The sequence below is a fragment of the Bradyrhizobium sp. CCGE-LA001 genome (assembly GCF_000296215.2).
In the GTDB taxonomy this organism is placed as follows: Bacteria; Pseudomonadota; Alphaproteobacteria; order Rhizobiales; family Xanthobacteraceae; genus Bradyrhizobium.
In genome coordinates, this window is record NZ_CP013949.1 from 445,576 (window position 1) to 463,923 (window position 18,348).

At 65.4% G+C, this 18,348-nt stretch carries 14 protein-coding genes, 1 tRNA gene and 2 pseudogenes; 6 read left to right on the forward strand and 11 right to left on the reverse strand.

The annotated features are described in order from the left end of the window. Nucleotides 1–75 precede the first annotated feature (75 nt). Nucleotides 76–938 (reverse strand): annotated as a pseudogene (locus BCCGELA001_RS02135) (alpha/beta fold hydrolase). A 134-nt stretch (nucleotides 939–1,072) separates the two neighbouring features. Here BCCGELA001_RS02135 and BCCGELA001_RS02140 point away from each other — a divergent pair. Then, nucleotides 1,073–1,162: transfer RNA gene (locus BCCGELA001_RS02140), tRNA-Ser, on the forward strand. A 91-nt stretch (nucleotides 1,163–1,253) separates the two neighbouring features. Here BCCGELA001_RS02140 and BCCGELA001_RS02145 read toward each other — a convergent pair. The 7 genes and pseudogenes from BCCGELA001_RS02145 to BCCGELA001_RS02175 form a co-directional block, all read right to left on the reverse strand. Then, nucleotides 1,254–3,521 (reverse strand): xanthine dehydrogenase family protein molybdopterin-binding subunit, encoded by a 2,268-nt coding sequence (locus BCCGELA001_RS02145; protein WP_202815408.1) that lies wholly within the window; start codon nucleotides 3,519–3,521, stop codon nucleotides 1,254–1,256. 41 nt (nucleotides 3,522–3,562) lie between these two features. Next, complete coding sequence (locus BCCGELA001_RS02150) at nucleotides 3,563–4,549, reverse strand: FAD binding domain-containing protein (protein WP_060734511.1); 987 nt, start codon at nucleotides 4,547–4,549, stop codon at nucleotides 3,563–3,565. Then, nucleotides 4,546–5,055: a (2Fe-2S)-binding protein gene (locus BCCGELA001_RS02155; protein WP_008538798.1), complete on the reverse strand. Its 510-nt coding sequence runs from the start codon at nucleotides 5,053–5,055 to the stop codon at nucleotides 4,546–4,548. The genes BCCGELA001_RS02150 and BCCGELA001_RS02155 overlap by 4 nt, the downstream gene beginning before the upstream one ends. 75 nt (nucleotides 5,056–5,130) lie before the next feature. Beyond that, the gene (locus tag BCCGELA001_RS02160) at nucleotides 5,131–5,565 is read right to left on the reverse strand and encodes a MarR family winged helix-turn-helix transcriptional regulator (RefSeq protein ID WP_008538797.1); all 435 of its coding nucleotides are present in this window, start codon (nucleotides 5,563–5,565) and stop codon (nucleotides 5,131–5,133) included. Between the two features lie 115 nt (nucleotides 5,566–5,680). Then, nucleotides 5,681–6,016 (reverse strand): annotated as a pseudogene (locus BCCGELA001_RS02165) (LysR substrate-binding domain-containing protein); the annotation flags it as partial. A gap of 36 nt (nucleotides 6,017–6,052) precedes the next feature. Then, entirely contained in the window at nucleotides 6,053–6,733 is a 681-nt protein-coding gene (locus BCCGELA001_RS02170) for a hypothetical protein (RefSeq protein WP_060734512.1), read from the reverse strand. A gap of 394 nt (nucleotides 6,734–7,127) precedes the next feature. Beyond that, complete coding sequence (locus BCCGELA001_RS02175) at nucleotides 7,128–8,030, reverse strand: LysR family transcriptional regulator (protein WP_008538773.1); 903 nt, start codon at nucleotides 8,028–8,030, stop codon at nucleotides 7,128–7,130. Nucleotides 8,031–8,118: 88 nt separating this feature from the next. On the opposite strand from BCCGELA001_RS02175, the gene BCCGELA001_RS02180 reads away from it, so the two are divergent. The 4 genes from BCCGELA001_RS02180 to BCCGELA001_RS02195 all read left to right on the forward strand — a co-directional run bounded on the left by BCCGELA001_RS02180 (nucleotide 8,119) and on the right by BCCGELA001_RS02195 (nucleotide 11,993). Further along, nucleotides 8,119–9,183 carry an aldo/keto reductase gene (locus BCCGELA001_RS02180; RefSeq protein ID WP_144441099.1) on the forward strand — a complete coding sequence of 355 codons (1,065 nt, stop codon included), beginning with the start codon at nucleotides 8,119–8,121 and terminating at the stop codon, nucleotides 9,181–9,183. Between the two features lie 88 nt (nucleotides 9,184–9,271). Further along, complete coding sequence (locus BCCGELA001_RS02185) at nucleotides 9,272–9,787, forward strand: nuclear transport factor 2 family protein (protein WP_008538760.1); 516 nt, start codon at nucleotides 9,272–9,274, stop codon at nucleotides 9,785–9,787. A 323-nt stretch (nucleotides 9,788–10,110) separates the two neighbouring features. Then, entirely contained in the window at nucleotides 10,111–11,382 is a 1,272-nt protein-coding gene (locus tag BCCGELA001_RS02190; RefSeq protein ID WP_060734513.1) for a DUF2157 domain-containing protein, read from the forward strand. Further along, on the forward strand, nucleotides 11,379–11,993 hold the full coding sequence (locus tag BCCGELA001_RS02195; protein WP_008538747.1) for a GDYXXLXY domain-containing protein: 615 nt from the start codon (nucleotides 11,379–11,381) through the stop codon (nucleotides 11,991–11,993). The genes BCCGELA001_RS02190 and BCCGELA001_RS02195 overlap by 4 nt, the downstream gene beginning before the upstream one ends. On the opposite strand, the gene BCCGELA001_RS02200 is transcribed toward BCCGELA001_RS02195, so the two are convergent. Next, the gene (locus BCCGELA001_RS02200; RefSeq protein WP_442855187.1) at nucleotides 11,990–13,351 is read right to left on the reverse strand and encodes an aminotransferase-like domain-containing protein; all 1,362 of its coding nucleotides are present in this window, start codon (nucleotides 13,349–13,351) and stop codon (nucleotides 11,990–11,992) included. The genes BCCGELA001_RS02195 and BCCGELA001_RS02200 overlap by 4 nt on opposite strands. Nucleotides 13,352–13,512: 161 nt before the next feature. Between BCCGELA001_RS02200 and BCCGELA001_RS02205 the strand changes: the two genes are divergently transcribed. Further along, nucleotides 13,513–14,373 carry a DMT family transporter gene (locus BCCGELA001_RS02205; protein ID WP_060737447.1) on the forward strand — a complete coding sequence of 287 codons (861 nt, stop codon included), beginning with the start codon at nucleotides 13,513–13,515 and terminating at the stop codon, nucleotides 14,371–14,373. A gap of 755 nt (nucleotides 14,374–15,128) precedes the next feature. Here the strand turns inward: BCCGELA001_RS02205 and BCCGELA001_RS02215 are convergent. Further along, nucleotides 15,129–16,343: an EAL domain-containing response regulator gene (locus BCCGELA001_RS02215; RefSeq protein ID WP_060734516.1), complete on the reverse strand. Its 1,215-nt coding sequence runs from the start codon at nucleotides 16,341–16,343 to the stop codon at nucleotides 15,129–15,131. Nucleotides 16,344–16,994: 651 nt separating this feature from the next. Further along, nucleotides 16,995–18,158 (reverse strand): hypothetical protein, encoded by a 1,164-nt coding sequence (locus BCCGELA001_RS02220; protein WP_060734517.1) that lies wholly within the window; start codon nucleotides 18,156–18,158, stop codon nucleotides 16,995–16,997. Nucleotides 18,159–18,348 lie beyond the last annotated feature (190 nt).

Consider the following 18,348-nt stretch of genomic DNA (forward strand, 5'->3'; position numbering starts at 1 on the left):
CTTCACGGTCAGCATTTCAATGAGCGGCATCGGGACCGCCAGTGTTTACCGCGTCTGGCGGTCCCACCCCGTTCTTCAGCTCCACCCCACCCGCTGAAAGAACGCCGCGATTTCCGCCGCCGCGCGATCCGGATCTTCCCGATGCGGGAAGTGGCCGACATCAGGAAACATCTTGAGATCGAGCGCACTGAAGGTTTCGGACAGCCGATCGGTCCATGCATAGGGAAACAGCGGATCGTGCTCGGCCCAGCGCACGCAGGTCGGCACGCCGATCGGCGGCAGACGCGGCGCCTCACCCTTCATCATCGCGACGCGCCCGGCATGCGAGGCGCGATAATGCGCAAAGCCGCCGGAAAGATTGCCCTCTTTCAGGAAATTGTCGGCGAAGGCGTCGAGCACATCGTCGAAGGCGTTCTTCCGGTGTGCCCAGCCTGTCAGGAAATGGCCGATATAAAGCCGGCAGCTCTCGCGGCTGGCACCGACCAGCGCAGGCGCCATCTCCATCTGGTGGAAGGACTGGTACCAGATGTGGTTGAGCCTGTCGGGTGCGGCCATCCGTGCACCGATCCCGGGATAGACGAAATCGAAGAAGAACAGCCCAGTGAGCCGCCCGGGCGCCTGCCGGGCCAAAGGCTGCATCACGGCGCCGCCGACATCGTGGCCGACCACGCCGAATCGGTCGATGCCGAGCCGGTCCATCAGCGCCAGCATATCCGCCGCGTGGCCGTCCGGCCCGTAAGGCCCATCCGGCTTGTCGCTGTCGCCGAGCCGCGCAGATCGGGCGCGATCAGGGTGAAGCGGTTCGAAAGCCGCGCCATCACCGGCTCCCAGGTGAGCCAGAATTCCGGCCAACCATGCAGCAAAAGCAGCGGTTTGCCGCGCCCGGTGCGGACCAGATGGAAATCGGCGCCATTGGCCGTGACCGTCAGATGCTCCATGGCAGTTCCTTTCGCGGGGCGGGACGGCGGCGAAAGAGGCAGCGGATTTTCCCCTTTCGCGCCTTGTCTGGCCCGCCATCCTCGCCTATTAACGCCCCCAACCACAGGGGCCCTGCTCCTATATGGCGCCTTCAGGAGAGGTGGCAGAGTGGTTGAATGCACCGCACTCGAAATGCGGCATAGGTGCAAGCCTATCGGGGGTTCGAATCCCTCCCTCTCCGCCATCAAAATCGAACCAGCCGAAAACAGCGAGCCCTTCGGTCCGAACGGCATGGTGCTTCCCGGTGGTCCGGAAAGCTCCTGCGCGGCTCAAGCCTACAGCAGCTTGTCCGGCGTCAGTGGCAGATCGCGGATGCGCTTGCCGGTGGCGTTGAAGGCGGCATTCGCGATCGCCGCGGCCACGCCGGCAATCCCGATCTCGCCGATGCCGCGCGCGCCCATTGGCGTGCGGGGATCTGGAATATCGGTCCACAACACGTCGATCTCGGGGACGTCGAGATGGGCCGGGATGTGATAGTCCGCGATGGACGCACTGATGATCCGCCCGCTGCGCTCATCGAGCAGGGTTTCTTCCGTCAGCGCCATGCCGAGCCCCATGATCATGCCGCCGCGAAACTGGCTGGCCGCCGTCTTCGGGTTGAGGATGCGACCGCAATCGAACGAGCCGACGAGACGGTCGACGCGCACCTCCCCCGTCACCTCGCTGACGCGCAATTCGCAGAAGATCGCGGACCGGCTGTGCATCGAGAATTTCAGCACCTCGAGCGGCGCCGAGCTTTCGCCGACGACGCTGATGTCGCTGCGCGCGGCACGCTTGAGGATCGACGCGAAGCTTTCATGCCGCGACGGATCGCCGATCTTGCGCAAGCCTGCTTCGGCGAACTCGATCTCGTTCGCCCGCAGGCCGGCGAGCGGCGTGTCGTTGCCGGCGAGGCGCAGCAGTTCGCCGGCGAGCTTCGTGCTCGCCGCATTGATCGCTGCGCCAAGCGACGCCGTTTGCGACGAACCGCCGGCAAAGCTGCCGAACGGCAGACTGGTGTCGCCGATCCGCACCGTGACGCTGTCGAGTGGCAGTCCGAGACGATCGGCCGCGTGCTGCCGCTGCACGGTTGCGGTGCCCATGCCCATCTCGTGCGCGGCACTCGCCACGGTCGCGCGACCATCGCCGTCGATCGTGATCCGGGCCGACATGCCCGGCATCCGCACGTAGGGGAACGAGCCGGACGCGCATCCCATGCCGACCAGCCACTCGCCTTCCTTGCGCGAACGCGGCGTGGGCGTACGCCGCTCCCAGCCGAAGCGTTTGGCACCGAGGTCGTAGGCCAGCATCAGGTCGCTCTGCGAATGCGGCGCGCCGCTGACCGGATCCGCGTGACCGATGTTGCGGCGCCGCAGCTCGATCGGGTCGATCTTGAGTTCATGCGCCAGCTCGTCCATCGCGCTCTCGATTGCGAAAGTCCCTGGCGCCTCGCCCGGCGCGCGCATGAACGTATTGGCGAGCAGATCGAGGTCGATGGCGTGCTGCACGACGTCGAAGCTTCGTGCCGCGTAAAGCGACCGGCTGGTCAGCGTGAACGCCTCGTCGGTCACGCTGTGCGCGGGCTTGACCGAATAGCCGTGATGAAGAAGCGCCAGCAGCGTGCCGTCGCGGTCGGCCGCGAGCGCCACGCGTTGCTCGGTCTGCGAACGGCCGCCGACGAGACGCTGCATGCTGGCGCGCGACAGCACCAGCCGGACCGGCCGCTGCGCGAGTTTCGCCGCCGCGGCGCCGAGGATCTGATGATCCCATAGGGCTTTGCCGCCAAAGCCGCCGCCGACGAAAGGCGAGCTGACGAAGACCTGCGTCTCCTTGATGTCGAACACCTTCGCCAGCGAACCGGCCGTGCCGTTCAACATCTGCGTGGCGTCGTGCACGATCAGCCGGTCACCGTCCCAACGGATGGTTGCGGCATGAGGCTCCATGGGGCTGTGACTGTGCCAGGGCGTGCGATAGACCGCGTCGACGACAGTGGCCGCCGTCTTGAATGCGGTATCCGCATCGCCCTTCTTCAGCCGGTTACGCTCGATCATCAGGGAATCCGGCGTACGCGCAACCGCCTTGCCGGCCTCGAAGTCCGTCCGCGCAGCAGCCGCCTCGTAGCGGACGACGATCAGCGACGCCGCGAAGTTCGCCTGTTCCTGCGTCTCCGCAAGCACCACCGCCACCGTCTGGCCGTTCCAGCGGATCTCCGCGTCCTGCATCACCGGCAGGATGTTGTTGCCGGCCGCTTTCAGATTGGTCAGGCCGATCGGCGGTGGCAGCGCCATTTTCGGGGCGTTGCGGTGGGTCATGACCAGCGCGACGCCGTCCGCCGCCTCGGCGGCAGCGACGTCGAGTTCGACGATGCGCCCGCGCGCGATCGTGGAGTGGACGAAGGCCGCATAGAGCAGCCCTTCCATGGGGACTTCGGCCGCGAAGCGTGCGGCGCCCTTCACCTTGTCGGGACCGTCGATGCGCGACTGCTGCGTCCCGAGGTTGACGCGCTTGTCGATCAGCGGATCCGGCGTGCCGCCCGGCAACCAGCTGCCGGGAACGTAGCCCATCGCGGCGCGGACGCCGCCGACGATCGCATTCTGCAGCTTGCTCATGCGTCCGCTCCCGTCAGCTGGGCGAGCACGGCCACGATGGTCCGCTTCGCGAGTTCGACCTTGAAGGCATTGCCGTCAAATGAGCTGGCCGCCGCCAGTTCGGCATCGGCCGATGCACGAAAGCGATCCGGCGTCGGCGCCTCACCCAGCAGCATTTTCTCAGCCCGCCGCGCGCGCCATGGCTTGGCGGCGACGCCGCCGAGCGCGATCCTGATATCCCGGATCTTGCCGTCGACGACATCGACACCGGCGGCGACCGAGATCAGCGCGAATGCGTAACTCGAACGATCGCGCACCTTGCGATAGGTCGAGCACATGGCCGCCGCGCTTGGCGCGAGCTCGATCGCAGTGATGAGTTCGCCGGGATGCAGCACCGTTTCGATCTGCGGCGTCTCGCCCGGCAGGCGATGGAAATCGGTCAGGGGCACGCTGCGCTCGCCGCCGCTGCCGACGAGGTGAACCGTCGCATCGAGCGCCGCAAGCGCGACGCACATGTCCGAGGGATGGGTCGCGATACAGTGCGGCGATGCGCCGAGAATCGCGTGATAGCGGTTGAAGCCGCCGATGGCGTCGCAGCCGGCATGCTGCTTGCGCTTGTTACAGCGCGAGCCCGCCGCATCGTAGAAATAGGCGCACCGCGTGCGCTGGAGGATGTTGCCCCCGACGGTCGCCATGTTGCGGATCTGCGCGGAGGCTCCGGCGAGCAGCGCGCGCGACAGCATCGGATAGCGCGCACGAACGGCGGGGTGCGCAGCCAGCGCGCTGTTGCGCACCGCCGCGCCGATCTTGAGGCCACCGTCCGGCAGTTCGATGATCTCGGCCGGCAGGCGCGAGACATCGACCAGCGCCTGGGGCGCCTCGATGTTCTGTCGCATCAGATCGACGAGATTGGTGCCGCCACCGAGGTAGCGGGCGGGTCCCGCGGCTGCGGCGGACAGCGCCGCGTCCTGGTCGGCAACGCGCTGATAGGCAAAGGCTCTCATGCCGCTTCTCCGTCGATCAGCGTCTCGATGGCATCGATGATCCCGTTGTGAGCGCCGCAGCGGCACAGATTGCCGCTCATGCGCTCGCGGATCTCCTGGCGCCGCGCGCCTGATGGCCCTTCACTGAGATCGGCGGTGACGTAGCTGGGATCGCCGCGACGCAATTCCTCGATCATGGCGATCGCCGAGCAGATCTGGCCCGGCGTGCAATACCCGCACTGGAAGCCGTCGTGTTCGATGAAGGCATGCTGCAACGGATGCAGCTCTCCATCTTCAGAGGCCAGGCCCTCGATGGTACGCACCTCGCGGCCGTCGGCCTGCACGGCCAGCGTCAGGCACGACAGCACCCGCTCGCCATCGATGATGACGGTGCATGCGCCGCAACCGCCCTGGTTACAGCCCAGCTTCGTCCCGGTCAGGCCGAGACGCTCCCGGAGCAGATCCAGCAGGGAAACCCTGGGATCGTCGGGTGGAGGATGTGCGATGCCGTTGACGACGATAGCCATGACGCCTCCATCTCTGGGCCAAGCTTTCCTCAAGCTCGGGCAGTCATCACCAAGATAATACGAAATTCGTACTATTCAAGTTTCGTTGTCGGCAATCTTTTCGGTCAGACGGATCAGTTCGTCCTGTTCGGAGGTCTCCAGCGCCCGCAGCATGGTCCGGCAAGCCTGCCGGTAGCCTTCGATCTGGTCGTCAACCACCTGGCGCCCCCTGTCGTTCGCGCTCAGGGCGACCGCGCGGCGATTGTCCTCGGGGCGGCGACGCTCGACCAGATCTTTCTTCACCAGCCGATCCACGGCAGAGGACATCGTCGTCATCGCGACATTGAGATAGCGCGCGACATCGCCCATGCCGCAACCCGGATGCTCCGCGATGAACATCAGGGTCTGGGCATCGAGCGCGTTGAGCGCGTTGTCGGCCGCCGCGACCGCCTCGGCCACCTTGAACCGGCGCGTGAAACGTCCGAACGCGCGCGTCAGTTGCTCGACTTGATCTCGGGTTGGTTCAGGCATGGCCGCAGCAAAACATGTTCGGCAGGTCGGGGCCAGAGATGGATGTTCGAAACAAGGAATTGTCGATGCAGGGATGCGCCCCCGGCAGAGCGTCGGTCAGACCGACTCCATTCCGCTAACTCTTCCCACCCGCCCGATAACGCACGTGATCAATCAGCGCGCGCAGCTTCGGTGGAAGATTGCGCCGGTCCGGAAAGTACAAAAAAACGCGGAAACATGGGCAATACTCCTCCAGCACCGGCACCAATTCGCCGCGCTCGATGTACGGCCGAAACGTCTCCTCCATCCCGAACGTCAGGCCGCCGCCGGCGCAGGCGGTCCGCACCATCACCCACATGTCGTTGGTCGTGATCCGCGGCTCCACCGCGACGTCGAACTCGCGGCCGTCCTCGGCGAATTCCCAGCGGTAGGGGGCGACGTGCGGCGCCGGGCGCCAGCCGATGCAGCAATGCTGCGGCCGGGCTTGCCGCAGGAGCGCGGGGCAGGATTATGAAGGCGGGACCGGCTCTTTCGGGACCGCCGCCGGGTGTATATCGAGCGGAGACGCGTTGCATTTCGGGCAGTGCCACATGTTGGCTGCCATCTGGGGCCCGGTTGAATGCGTGTCGCAATGCAAGCAGTGCCATTCAGACGAAACGCCGCCGAAAAGCGGATGCTTTGCGCTTCCGTCCTCTTCGGGCTGCATCGAAGCAGGGCCCCAGTCTTTCGCTATTGCCTCTCGCACTTCGTCAGCAGCCGCCATTGCGATCTTCATGACTTGAGAAAAGAACGCCTTGTCATCGAGAGGATTGGGCTTTGTGTACGTTTCGATTTCGGCAGGTTCGGAGGGGGCATGTCCAAGATGGATTCCCCAGCCGTTACCGCCGATAAGAACTTCGTCGAAGTAGACGCTGAGAGTGTACGGTTCGCCGGCGACATCACCTTCGGTCGTTTTGACCTTACCGAAGCCCCTGATCGGGGACTCGATAACGCTGGACTCCTTGATATCGATGACGTCCCAAGGAGCCGGACGCCAGCCCTGGTCCCAGGCCTTCATAAGGGCTTTCCAGTGCGCATGCCCTTGCTGCATCGCTATGATGTCCAGAGCATTATGATGTGGAATTTGGAGCTTGCGCGAGAGGCGCTTTGCAAAAATACGGAATTCGTCGAGTTGATTTTTGATAGTCATGATCCATTCCTTACGTGCACGGATCCGACTAGGTGCCCACTGCCAATCAGTCCGCCCAATCGGGAACGGTTCATGATCGAAATTCAAAAGCACTGCTAAGCTTCGCGAGCGGTGGGCACACTGGCCTGTGCTTAAGGCCGCAAGAATTGTACCCCATTTCCTTGTCCCGTCAATCAACGACTAGATGCTTAGTTTGCTTAATTGCTCAACCGTGTGATCGTTGAGGCTCCCATCTTCTTCATTGCTATCAAACGATCCCTCCATGTCGTCGAAAGAAACGACAATACAGTCCATCGACTCGTGCGAGAGCAACGTCCTCTGCCCACCGGGGTTTCGATGACAGCGTGCGTTAGCGCCGACAAACGCCGCTTAGTAATATCTGCTCGTGCCGCCGCTAACCCTTCCCACTCCCCCGATACCGAACGTGATCAATCAACACCCGCAGCTTCGGCGGAAGATTCCGCCGATCCGGGAAGTACAGGAAAAACCCGCGGAAATACGGGCAATAGTCCTCCAGCACCGACACCAGTTCGCCTCGTTCGATATAGGGCCGAAACGTCTCCTCCATGCCGAATGTCAGGCCGCCGCCGGCGCAGGCGGTCCGCACCATCACCCACATGTCGTTGGTCGTGATCCGCGGCTCGACTGCGACATCGAACTCGCGTCCGTCTTCCGCAAATTCCCAGCGGTACGGGGCGACGTGCGGCGCCGGCCGCCAGCCGATGCAGCAATGCTGCGCAAGTTCGCGCGGATGAGACGGGGTGCCGAAGCGCTGCAGATAGGCCGGAGCGGCCACGACGAGCTGGCGCTGATCGCCTGAAACCGGCACGGCGATCATGTCCTGCTCGATCACCTCGCCGAGCCGGACGCCGGCGTCGTAGCCCTCGGCGACGATGTCGAATTCCTCGTCGGTCACGGTGACGTCGACCTGCACGCCGGGATGGGCCTGCGTGAATTCGGCCAGCAGCGGGCCGCGAATGAATCGCTCGGCGATCGACGACACGGCGAGGCGTAGCTGCCCGGTCGGCTGCGCGTCACGGTCCCGCGCGCCATTGATCGCCTGTTCGACTTCGGCGACCGCCGGTGCCACGCGCTCATGCAGGCGCAGGCCGGCTTCGGTGAGGCTGACGCTGCGGGTCGTGCGCTGGACCAGCGCCACGCCCAGCCGGTCTTCCATGCGCCGGATGGCCTGGCTCACGGCGGACCGGGTCACGCCCAGCCGATCGGCGGCGCCGCGAAAGCTCCTGGCATCCGCGACCGCGATGAAAACGGCGACAAGGTTCAAGTCGGTGGCCATTGGTTAGTTGAACTTAACACCCCGGTAATCATTGGCCAACTTCTCTTATTTGTCGCCGAGCGCTATCTCCCGGCCATCGATGGAGGCAATGATGACAGCACTTGATCAATACCGCCTGCTTGGCCGCTCCGGCCTGCGCATATCGCCACTCGCGCTGGGCACGATGACCTTCGGGACCGAATGGGGATGGGGCGCCGATCCCGATGAGGCTCGGCGGATCTTCGATCTCTATGTCGATCGCGGCGGCAATTTCATCGACACGGCGGTGAACTACACCAATGGCGCGTCCGAGCGCCTCGTCGGCGAGTTCGCCCGCGACAAGCGCGATCGTCTCGTGCTCGCGACCAAGTTCACCATGGCGCGCGATTCCGGCAATCCCAATTCCGGCGGCAACCACCGGCTCAACATGGTGCGTTCGCTGGAGCAGAGCCTGCGTCAGCTCGAGACCGACCGCATCGACCTGCTGTACCTCCATGGCTGGGATGCGACGACACAGCCGGATGAGGTGATGCGCGCCCTGGACGATCTCGTGCGCAGCGGGAAGGTCCAGTATGTCGGCATTTGCAACACGCCGGCCTGGCGCATCTCACAGTTGCAGACTCTTGCAGAGCTGCGCGGCTGGTCGCCCTTCGTGGCCCTGCAAATCGAATATAATCTGGTCGAGCGCACCGTCGAACACGAACTCATTCCGCTGGCAGCCGCCCTCGGCCTTGGCGTGTTGCCCTGGTCGCCTCTCGGCGGTGGCGTGCTCACCGGCAAGTACACCCGGGCCGATCTCAGGGATTCCCAGGAGCGAGGTGTCGGAGCGACGCGCGCCTCGATCATCGCGTCATCCGGCCTTCTCAATGCGCGATCGCTGGACGCGGCGGACGTGGTGCGCACCATCGCCGCCGAGCTCGGCGCGACGTCCTCGCAGGTGGCCATTGCCTGGACGTTGGCGAATCCTGCGGTCGCCTCCCCGGTGATCGGCGCCCGCACGCTGGAGCAGGCCGAAGACAATTTCGGCGCCGTCTCGATCTCACTTTCGCCTGAGCAGATGGCGCGCCTCGACCAGGCGACCGCGCCGGAGCCGATCTTTCCGGGCCGCTTCCTGCGCCGTCCGATGGTCGAGCAACTCATCTTCGGCGGCGCCACCGTCGCCCGGCGCGAATAGAGCGAGCAACAACAAGTCGGCGATCATCGCCGATCGTGCGTGCATCACTTCGGGGCAGACGACATTTGCACCAGAAAGGGAGACACCAATGGCAAATATGCTCAACCGCGCACTTGCATCGTGCGTCTACGCGGTCATCGTCACGGCCTCCACCCTGACGACGGCAGCACCCTGCGGACAGGCCAATTCGCTGCAGGACGACAACAAGCGCATCGTGACCGATGCGTTCCATCGCTGGGCGGCGGGAGGAACCAGCTTCTTCAACGACCTGCTGCACGACGACGCGGTCTGGCGCATCAAGGGATCGGGCCCCAGCGCCGGCGAATTCCGAGGCCGCGATGTGTTCGTGGAGCGCGCGGTGCGCCCGTTCGCGAGCCGGTTGTCAACGCCGGTGCGTCCGACAAGCGTGAGGATCTTTGCCGATGGCGACCACGTCATCGCGCATTGGGAGGGCAGCGGCGTGGCGCGCGACGGCAACCCTTATGCGAACAGCTATTCGTGGATCATGCGCATGCAGGACGGCAAGGCGGCGGAGGTGACGGCCTATCTCGACCTCGCACCCTATGACGATGTCCTGCGGCGCATCCCCTCGCCGGCGCAATAGCGCCGGCTGCGCGCTGCGTGATGGCGATGCGGCCGCTCTATTCATGGCAAAGTCGCCGCATTGCCGGACGCTTCCGCGGGCCGATCCAGACACCGCATCACCCGACCTGGCCCGCTCGGATGGTGCCCGACGCATGCCCGTTGAGGTGCTTGCGTAAGCCATTGATATTGCTGGACTCGTCTACTGTGCATGGGGTTGTTTTCGACCTTCATATTGTCCAAGCCCCGCAAAAACGCCCGCAGGCGCCCTCTTGAACCCACGTCCCGCACGATCCGACCTAGCAAGGTCCCGCCATCCGGCGGGCGCTAGGTGATTTCAAAACGATGTTCGACAAGACCTACCGCCAGCGCCTCGAAGCCGATCTTGCGCGATGGGAGGCCGATGGCGTGATCGCGCCGGCTTCTGCCGCCTCCATCCGCAATGCGTTGCCGCCGCTTCCGCCCGGCATCAACATCGCTGTCGTCGTCGCCATCGTCGGCGGCCTCTTGATCGCGGCGGCGTTCCTCGCCTTCGTCGCGGCGCACTGGACCGAGATCGCGCGGCTGTTACGGTTTTCGATCCTGCTCGCCGGCATGGTCGTCGCGGGCGGTCTCGGCGCGTGGTTCGCCGCGAGGGGGCGCGACCTGCTCGCCGATCTCTGTGCCAGCATCGGCGCCATCGTGTTCGGCGCGGGCATCGCGCTGGTCGGCCAGATGTATCATCTCGGCGAGGATTTTGCCGGCGGCATGCTGCTGTGGTCGATCGGCGCCTTTGCCGGCGCGCTGCTGACCGGCTCGCGCGGTGCGCTCGCGGTCGGGCTCGTGGCTGCCAGCATCTGGACCTGCATGCGGACCACCGACACGCCGGACGCGCTGCATCTGCCGTTCATCGCGGTCTGGCTCATCGCGGCCGCGACGGCCTTCGCATGGAATTCGCGCGTCGCGGCCCATCTCGTCTCGCTGGCGCTGCTGCCCTGGTGGATCGCGACCTCGCTGCGCTTCGAGTTCGACGGCGCCGAGCCGTCGTTCCTGCTCGCGAACGGTGCGGCCCTGGTGTTTGGTGCCGGGCTTGCGCTCGCCGCCGCGCCGTCGCCGCGCGCGCTCCGTCTCGGCAGCGTTCTGTCGGTCTACGGCGCGCTTGCGCTGGCCGCCGTGGCCTTCCTCGAGGTGACCACCGCCGACGACATCCTCCGCATCCGCACCAAGACGGTGTCCGCTCAGCCGATCTGGGCGATCCTGTGCGGGATCGCGGGCGTGGTGCTGGCGCTCGCATCCGCAGGGATCACCAGGCGCGTCGGTGAAGTCCTTGCGGCAGGCGCGATCGGGCTCGTGCTGCTCGCCGCGCCGCTCTGGCCGGCTGCCGAGGCCGGCGAGCCCTGGCTTGCCTATGCCGCGCTGCTCTGCGCCATGTTGTGCCTCGTCGTTTCAGGCATGCTCGACGATGTGCGCCCGCGCATCATTGCCGGCTGGCTCGGCATCGCCGGCGTTGTCGCCGGCATCACCTGGGCCGTGAAGGGCTCGCTGCTGCACCGCTCGGCCTTCCTAGCTGCGGCCGGGATCGCCGCCGTCGCCTTCGCGACCGCGCTCAACCGCATGCTGCCGAGGGCCGCGCGATGATCGGGCTGGCCACGTCCCTCGTAAAACTCTGGCAGCGCATTCCGAAAACCGTGCTGTTCGCCGTCGCGGTCCTGGTTCAATGCGCGCTGCTGGTTCTGATGGTCGCCGACCGCATGCAGATCCTGCGCGGGGGCACCGAGATCACCCTGCAGACGCAGCCGGTCGATCCCCGCGATCTCCTGCGCGGCGATTACGTCGTGCTCAGTTACGACATCTCGCAAGTGCCGGCCGGCGCGCTCGCCGGAAAGCCCGCCGACGCGCGCCATCCCGACGTCTTCGTCAAGCTCGCGCCTAATGCCAATGGCCTTTACGAGGCCATCTCGGTGCACGCCGAGCCCGTCGCCGTCACCGCGCCCCAGGTACTGATCCGCGGCCGCGTCGGCAGTTACGGTGGGTCCTGCGGCGAAGACCGCCGCCGCTTCTGCGACAAGCTGCCGATCAAATACGGACTCGAAAGCTATTTCGTGCCCGAAGGCGAGGGCAAGAAGCTCGAAGACGCCCGCAACCAGCAGAAGCTGCGCATCGTCGCCGCCGTGCTGCCCTCGGGACGCACCGCCATCAAGCGCCTGCTGCTCGACGGTGAGCCCGTCTATGAGGAGCCGTTGTATTAGGCGCTCGCTTTCAGCGCCCGCCGCAACACATCCCAGACGCGCGCATCGTTCATATGCGCCACGTTGAACCGCATGAGGTCCGGCGCCGTCTGCGCTACGCTGAAGACGTTGCCCGGCGCCAGCACCACGTCCTCTTCGAGTGCAGCACGCGCGACGGCGGTGGCATCCTGACCGCCCGCAAGGCGGCACCACAGGAAGAAGCCGCCGCGCGGCATCAGCCAGGGTTCGACGCCCAGCGCCTGAAGCTTTCGCGCGACGTCGCGGCGTGTGCGCGTGAGCTTTTGGCGGAGCTCGTCCATGTGCTTGCGATAGCTGCCGCCGGCCAGGACTTTCGTGATGATCTCGGTCGCGACCGGGCTCGGGCCGCCGAAATTGGAGGCGACCTGGAGATCGACGAGATGCTCGATCCAGTCGGCACGCCCGGCGATGTAGCCGCAGCGCACCGAGGCCGACAGCGTCTTGGAAAAGCTGCCGGTGCGGATCACGCGATTGAGCCCATCCAGCGCGGCCAGGCGCGGCGAGCGCTCCGGCTCGAAGTCGCCGAAAATGTCGTCCTCGATGATGGTGAGATCATGCGCGGCGGCCGCGGTCAGCAGCCGGTGCGCCGTCTGGAGCGACAGCGTCGCGCCGGTCGGATTGTGCAGGGCCGAATTGGTGATGTAGAGCCGCGGCCGCTCGCTGCCGAGGATCTGCTCGAAGCGGGTCAGGTCCGGGCCCGTCGGCGTGTAGGGCACGCTGACGATCTTCGCCTGATGCGCCCGCAGCAGCGCACGGAAATTGAAGTAGCAGGGATCGTCGACCAGCACCGTGTCGCCGGGACGCAGCAGGAAGCGGCAGATCAAATCGGTCGCCTGCGTGCCCGAGGCAGTCAGCATCAATTGGTCGGTCGATGCCTCGATCGCATCTTCGGTGAGGCGCGCGAGCAGCAGCCGGCGCAGCGCCATGGCGCCGCGCGTGCTGCCATAATTGGTGAGCACGCCCACGTCGGTGCGGGCCAGCGCGCGGACGGCGCGTCGCAGCGCTGCTTCCGGCATCCACTCCGGCGGCAGCCAGCCGCAGCCGGGCTTCGGCACGGCCGCATCGGCATCGAGCGACTGCCGCGAAACCCAGAACGGATCGACCGCCCGGTCGCGGCGCGGCCCGACCTCGGCCAGCGCAAGCGGCGGCATGATCGCCGGCGCGACGTAGAAGCCCGAGCCACGGCGGGCGCGGATCAGCCCTTCCGCGGCGAGGCGGTCATAGGCCTCGACGATGGTGGACGGCGAAACTCCCATCGTTGCCGCAAGGCTGCGGATCGACGGCAGGCGGTCGCCGGCATTGAGCGCGCGTCCGGCGACCTTGGCGCGGATCGCGCTCATCACGTCCACGGTCCGCGTTCCGCCCCGTCCCTTCGTTTGTGTCCCGCCGTCCAAGTTGTATTGCCTTCCATACCCATACAGTTTTGTTGGATTGTACGGGATTGTCGCTGGCCTTGCCATCGCTGAACGGCGAGGATCGCCGTTCGACAAGCGGGACGGACATGCAATCTGCAGCCAGCGGCTGGGGCAACGGGCTTCTCGGCGTCATCATCTTCAGTGGTTCGCTTCCGGCGACGCGCGTGGCGGTCGGCGGGTTCTCGGCGCTGTTCCTGACATCCGCGCGCGCGGTCATTGCGGCGCTGATCGGCATCATCGTGCTCGGCCTGCTCCGTCAGGCGCGGCCGCAGCGCGGGGATCTCGCCTCGCTCACCATCGTCTCGCTGGGTGTCGTGGTCGGCTTCCCCTTGCTCACCGCGCTGGCGCTACAGCACATCACCTCGGCCCGTTCGATCGTCTTCATCGGCCTGTTGCCGCTGGCGACCGCGATCTTTGCCGTGCTGCGCGGCGGCGAGCGGCCGAAACCCCTGTTCTGGCTCTTCGCGGTCCTCGGCAGCGCCACGGTGGCGGGTTTCGCCCTGTCGAACGGCGGCGCCGCCTCGCTCGCCGGCGACCTTCTGATGGTGGCCGCGATCGTTCTCTGCGGGCTCGGCTATGCCGAGGGTGCCGCGCTGTCGCGTCGCCTCGGCGGCTGGCAGGTGATCTCCTGGGCGCTGCTGCTCGCGCTGCCGCTGATGGTGCCGGTCGCGGTCTGGACCTTGCCGCCGACATGGAGCGGCATCGGAACGCCGGCCTGGATCGGGCTCGCCTATGTCTCCGTGTTCAGCATGTTCGTCGGCTTCATCTTCTGGTATCGCGGGCTTGCGATCGGCGGCATTGCGCGCGTCGGCCAGCTGCAGCAGCTGCAGCCGTTCTTCGGTCTGGCGCTCGCCGGCTTCCTGCTGCACGAGCCGGTCGCCTGGAGCATGATCGCGGCGACCGCGCTCGTGGTCGTCTGCGTGTTCTTCGCGCGCCGATTTGCGTGAGCCCGATGCAGAGCAATCCCCGACCAAGCATTTCGGGCCACCCGTGTTGATCTAGATCAACGTCTGTTCCAGCGCGCGGTGTGCCATTGGACGAAGTCAGTTATCTCCTTGGCGCATCGCGCGCCTATTTCGCAGTGACGGTACAATACCGGCTTGGCCGGTAGCTTCTGCTCTTTTTACTGACGGGGCGTGACCGGCATCGTCGCTCGTCTGACAGACGTCAGCCCATCATGCGGAGTGTCCATGGCCGATCGAACTCTCGACATCAGTGTAGCTTGGGCGTGGCGTCATGAACATTAATCGTCGACCCGCTCTCGCTACCTCTAACGGGCGCGGGCAAGATTCGAAACGCGAAATGGCTTGTTCACAAACTGGAGCGAAGGAGGACGTCATGCGACACGGAACTCATCTTTGGTTGGCCGGCGCTGTTATTCTCTGCGCAGCGACGAGCTCGGTGCAGTGGTCGCCAGAGGATGGTCTTTCATGGTCGATTCAGAGCGCAGAGGCTCGCGTCGGGCGACCGGCGACCCCAGCGAGCGTCGCTGGCGTCGCGCGCCGGACGACGCGCCGTGCCGTCGTCGGTGGAGCGGCCGTCGGTGCAGCAGCCGCAGGAGCGGCCGTAGCGGCGCCGACCTGCGCCCGGGTGCTGGTCAACGGCGTCTGGGTCTGTCGCTAGGAGCACCAGCTTTGCCTCAAAGGTGATCGCGGTGACCACGCTCGTGGTCGCCGCGCGACGGTTCGCGTGAGGCCGCCCCTCACGCGCTCCCCATCACGGTCCGTGTCAGCGTGCTCCGTGCGAACTTCTTCAGCGGCATCGGCTTGCCGAACAGGAAGCCCTGCACGAGATCGAAGCCGAGCTCGTTCGCGGCAACGAGATCGGCGCGGCTTTCGACGCCCTGGGCGACCGCCCGCGCGCCGTATCCTTGCGCCAGTTCGACGATGTGGCGGCACACCGTGCGCTTCAGCCGGTCACCGCCGCTGCCCGTGACGAACTGCCGGTCCGCCTTCAGCTTGACGAAGGGAATCTTGTCCAGACCCATCAGCGACGGCCAGTTGGCGCCGAGATTGTCGATCGACAGGCCGATATTGTGCAGGCCGACTTCGCGCGCGACCTCGGTCAGAAGATCGAGCTCGCCGATCGCCTCCTCGCTGTCGATCTCGACCGTCAGCCCACCGAAGGCCGGATGCGTCGGCACGCGGCGGCAGAGATCGCGCACCGCCTGCGGCTCCTTCAGGTAGGACGCCGGCAGGTTGATCGAGAGATCGACCGGACTCTGCTGCTCCAGCAGATAGTGCCAGTCCTGTATGGCGCGGTCGATCACGAACTCCGAGAGGTCACGCAGATGCGGATCGTGCTCCTCGGGAATGAAATAGGCCGGCGGCACCACGCCCCAGGTCGGATGGCGCATGCGCACCAGCGCCTCGGCGCCGCTGCGGACCAGCGTGCGCGCGTCGATCTTCGGCTGGTACCAGAGCTCCAGCCAGCCGGCGTGCAGGGCTTCGCCGACATGCACGGCCGGGCTCGGCGCCGGCTCCTCCGGCAGCAGCATCGCGACACGTTCGCGCAGCGTCTCCGCGGCAAAGGGCGTGGTCAGCGGCGGCAGCATCGCGAGGCCATATTCCTCGCCGACCTGCCGCACCGCCCTGACGATGATCGATTCACGGGCGCCGACCGCGAGAACTTTTCCGGCAAAGCCCTCGCGCACCAATATCTCCAGGAATCTGCCCGGCTCGATGCCGTCGGTGGCGACGCCGAGCAGGATCAGGTCCGGCAATTCGGTGGCGAGCACGCTCTGCAGCTCGTCCGCGCTGGCGCATTCGCTGGTGACGAAGCCAAGATCCTCGAGCACCTCGCTGAGAAAAGCGCGCAAGTGACGCTTGCTGTCGGCCACGCAGGCGCGCGGCGTCACCTTTCGTCGTCCGAAGGTCACAGGCCTTCGTCCGACGAGTTCAACAATCCCATCGTTCATCAACACCACTCCCGTTCCGTGACGGTTTCTTAAACGCGGAGCGTGGGTTCAAATAAGGAGAGCTTCACGTCGTTGTTGAATTATTTGAGTAACGTTAAGCTCTGCAATTCGAGCTAATTTGTCGGAAGATTCTTCGAAAAGAATTTGCATACTCGGGCACCGCATGCGCAACGACAGCCGGCGCATGCGTAATTTCGTGCGCGGGATCGACGCGCGCGCGGGCTTGCAGCATCATGCATCGAGCGATGCGATTGCGTGTCTCTTTGCTGCCATGACGAGGCCGTTTGAGGATTAATTTCCGGCGGCTTTTTTGGTGTTGCGCGGTGCCGACTGCCTCTTGGCCGCACGATGTGAGAGCAAAAGCGCTCATTCAGGGCGCGCGCATATGTCTCTTTCGCTCGCGACAATTCTGCGACACGGCGTGCGTCGTTGGGCGCACGAATGTGAAGCACATCACATGTGCATTGCTGCGCCTGCGCTATTGCTCGACACAGCCGGTGGTGGGCTGTCGAGGATTACAGCGATGACGACGCGGCGAGTGATGTATTGGTGGTTGAGATTCGTGCTGTCGGGGCGATTTTTCGATCGCTTCCTGTGTCTGCCGCGCGCGCATTGAAGCCAATGCGTCGCGCAAGAGAGGCTGCGCGATTATCAGGTCTGCCCGATCAATTTGCGAAACGCCGCTGCACCGTCCTGCATCGCGTCGCGTCCCTTCCAGGCGAGCTGGGTCAGCTTGCCGCCTAGCGTATCGTGGCTGCGCAGCCGGCGCGATCCGAGAATGTGGCCGACATTGGCGGGGAAGCGGCTGACCTCGGCGGACACCAGCGCCTGGATCGCGGCCATCAATTGCTGGAGGCGGACGCCCCATTCGGACTGCTCGATACCGTCGATGCGGACCTTGAGCGCATATTCGGTGTCGTAGATCTCCGCGAGCAGATCGCGCGCGACCAGCACGCGATTGTGCCGGAGCGCGACCCGGAGCGCGAGACGCCTGTCGTCGAGCCGGTCGAGCACCATGTGAACGACACAGGCATAGGGGGCGGCGGCGACGTCCGCGGCGCTCTTGCTCGCGGCGGCCTTGGTGGCGAGCCGGACCAGTTGCCAGGGCGTCTTCAGGCGCCGAGCCACCAGCGCCAGCGCGAAAGGCAGCGCCTCGGGATGGGCTTTCTTGAAGGCATCGAGCTGCGCGGTGATCTGGGTGACCTGGCCGTCGTTGAATTTGGCGATCTTCTCGGGCAGTTTTTCGTTGAACTTCGGCAGTGCGTTGCCGGCGCGCAGCACCTGCTGCATCTTCCTCACATCGTCGAAGGCGCTGCGCGATGCCGTGTACTGCGCGAGCTTGCCGCGCGCGATCTCGGCGCTCTCCGGCGAGGCGAGGGTGTTCTCGAGGACCTTGATGACCTTGACCTGGAAGGTCGACGCGATTTTCTGCACTTCCTTCGGGTTGTTGGCGGCGACCTGGTCGTTGATCGCCTTGACGTAGTCGCGCGCCATGGTCGGCAGCAGGTCGCGGCAGATCCACTCCCAGATTGGGGTGAGGGTGTTGCGCGAGATCCGTCCCATATTGGCATGCTCGGGCGCGCCGTCGATCAGGAGCAGCTCGAGCGGTGCGAAGAAATAGCGCGACGGGCTGGTGGCGCGCGCCTGGGTCGATCCGTCCTTGCGAAACTCGGCGCGCAGGCGGGACTGGACGTCGGTCGAGCCCGGCATGTCGATGCCGCACAGCTCGAGCCGCTCCAATTCACTGAGCAGACAGCTGCGCGACAGCGGCGTCAGCCTCTGCAGGAATTCCGACAGCCGATCGATCTCGTTCATGGCACGCAATCTTCCGCAGCGTTTCCCGCAGGCCAAGAAGGCCCATGCGTGGAGGCATTTGCGCGCTCTCAACTCCCTTAGAGAAGCAAGTCGCCGTTAATTAATCCGTAAAATCCGGGGGGCGGCCGTGGGCGGCGGCGGCGGTTAACGAATGTCGCGCCTGTTGGCCCAGAATTTGAACGGAAATCTC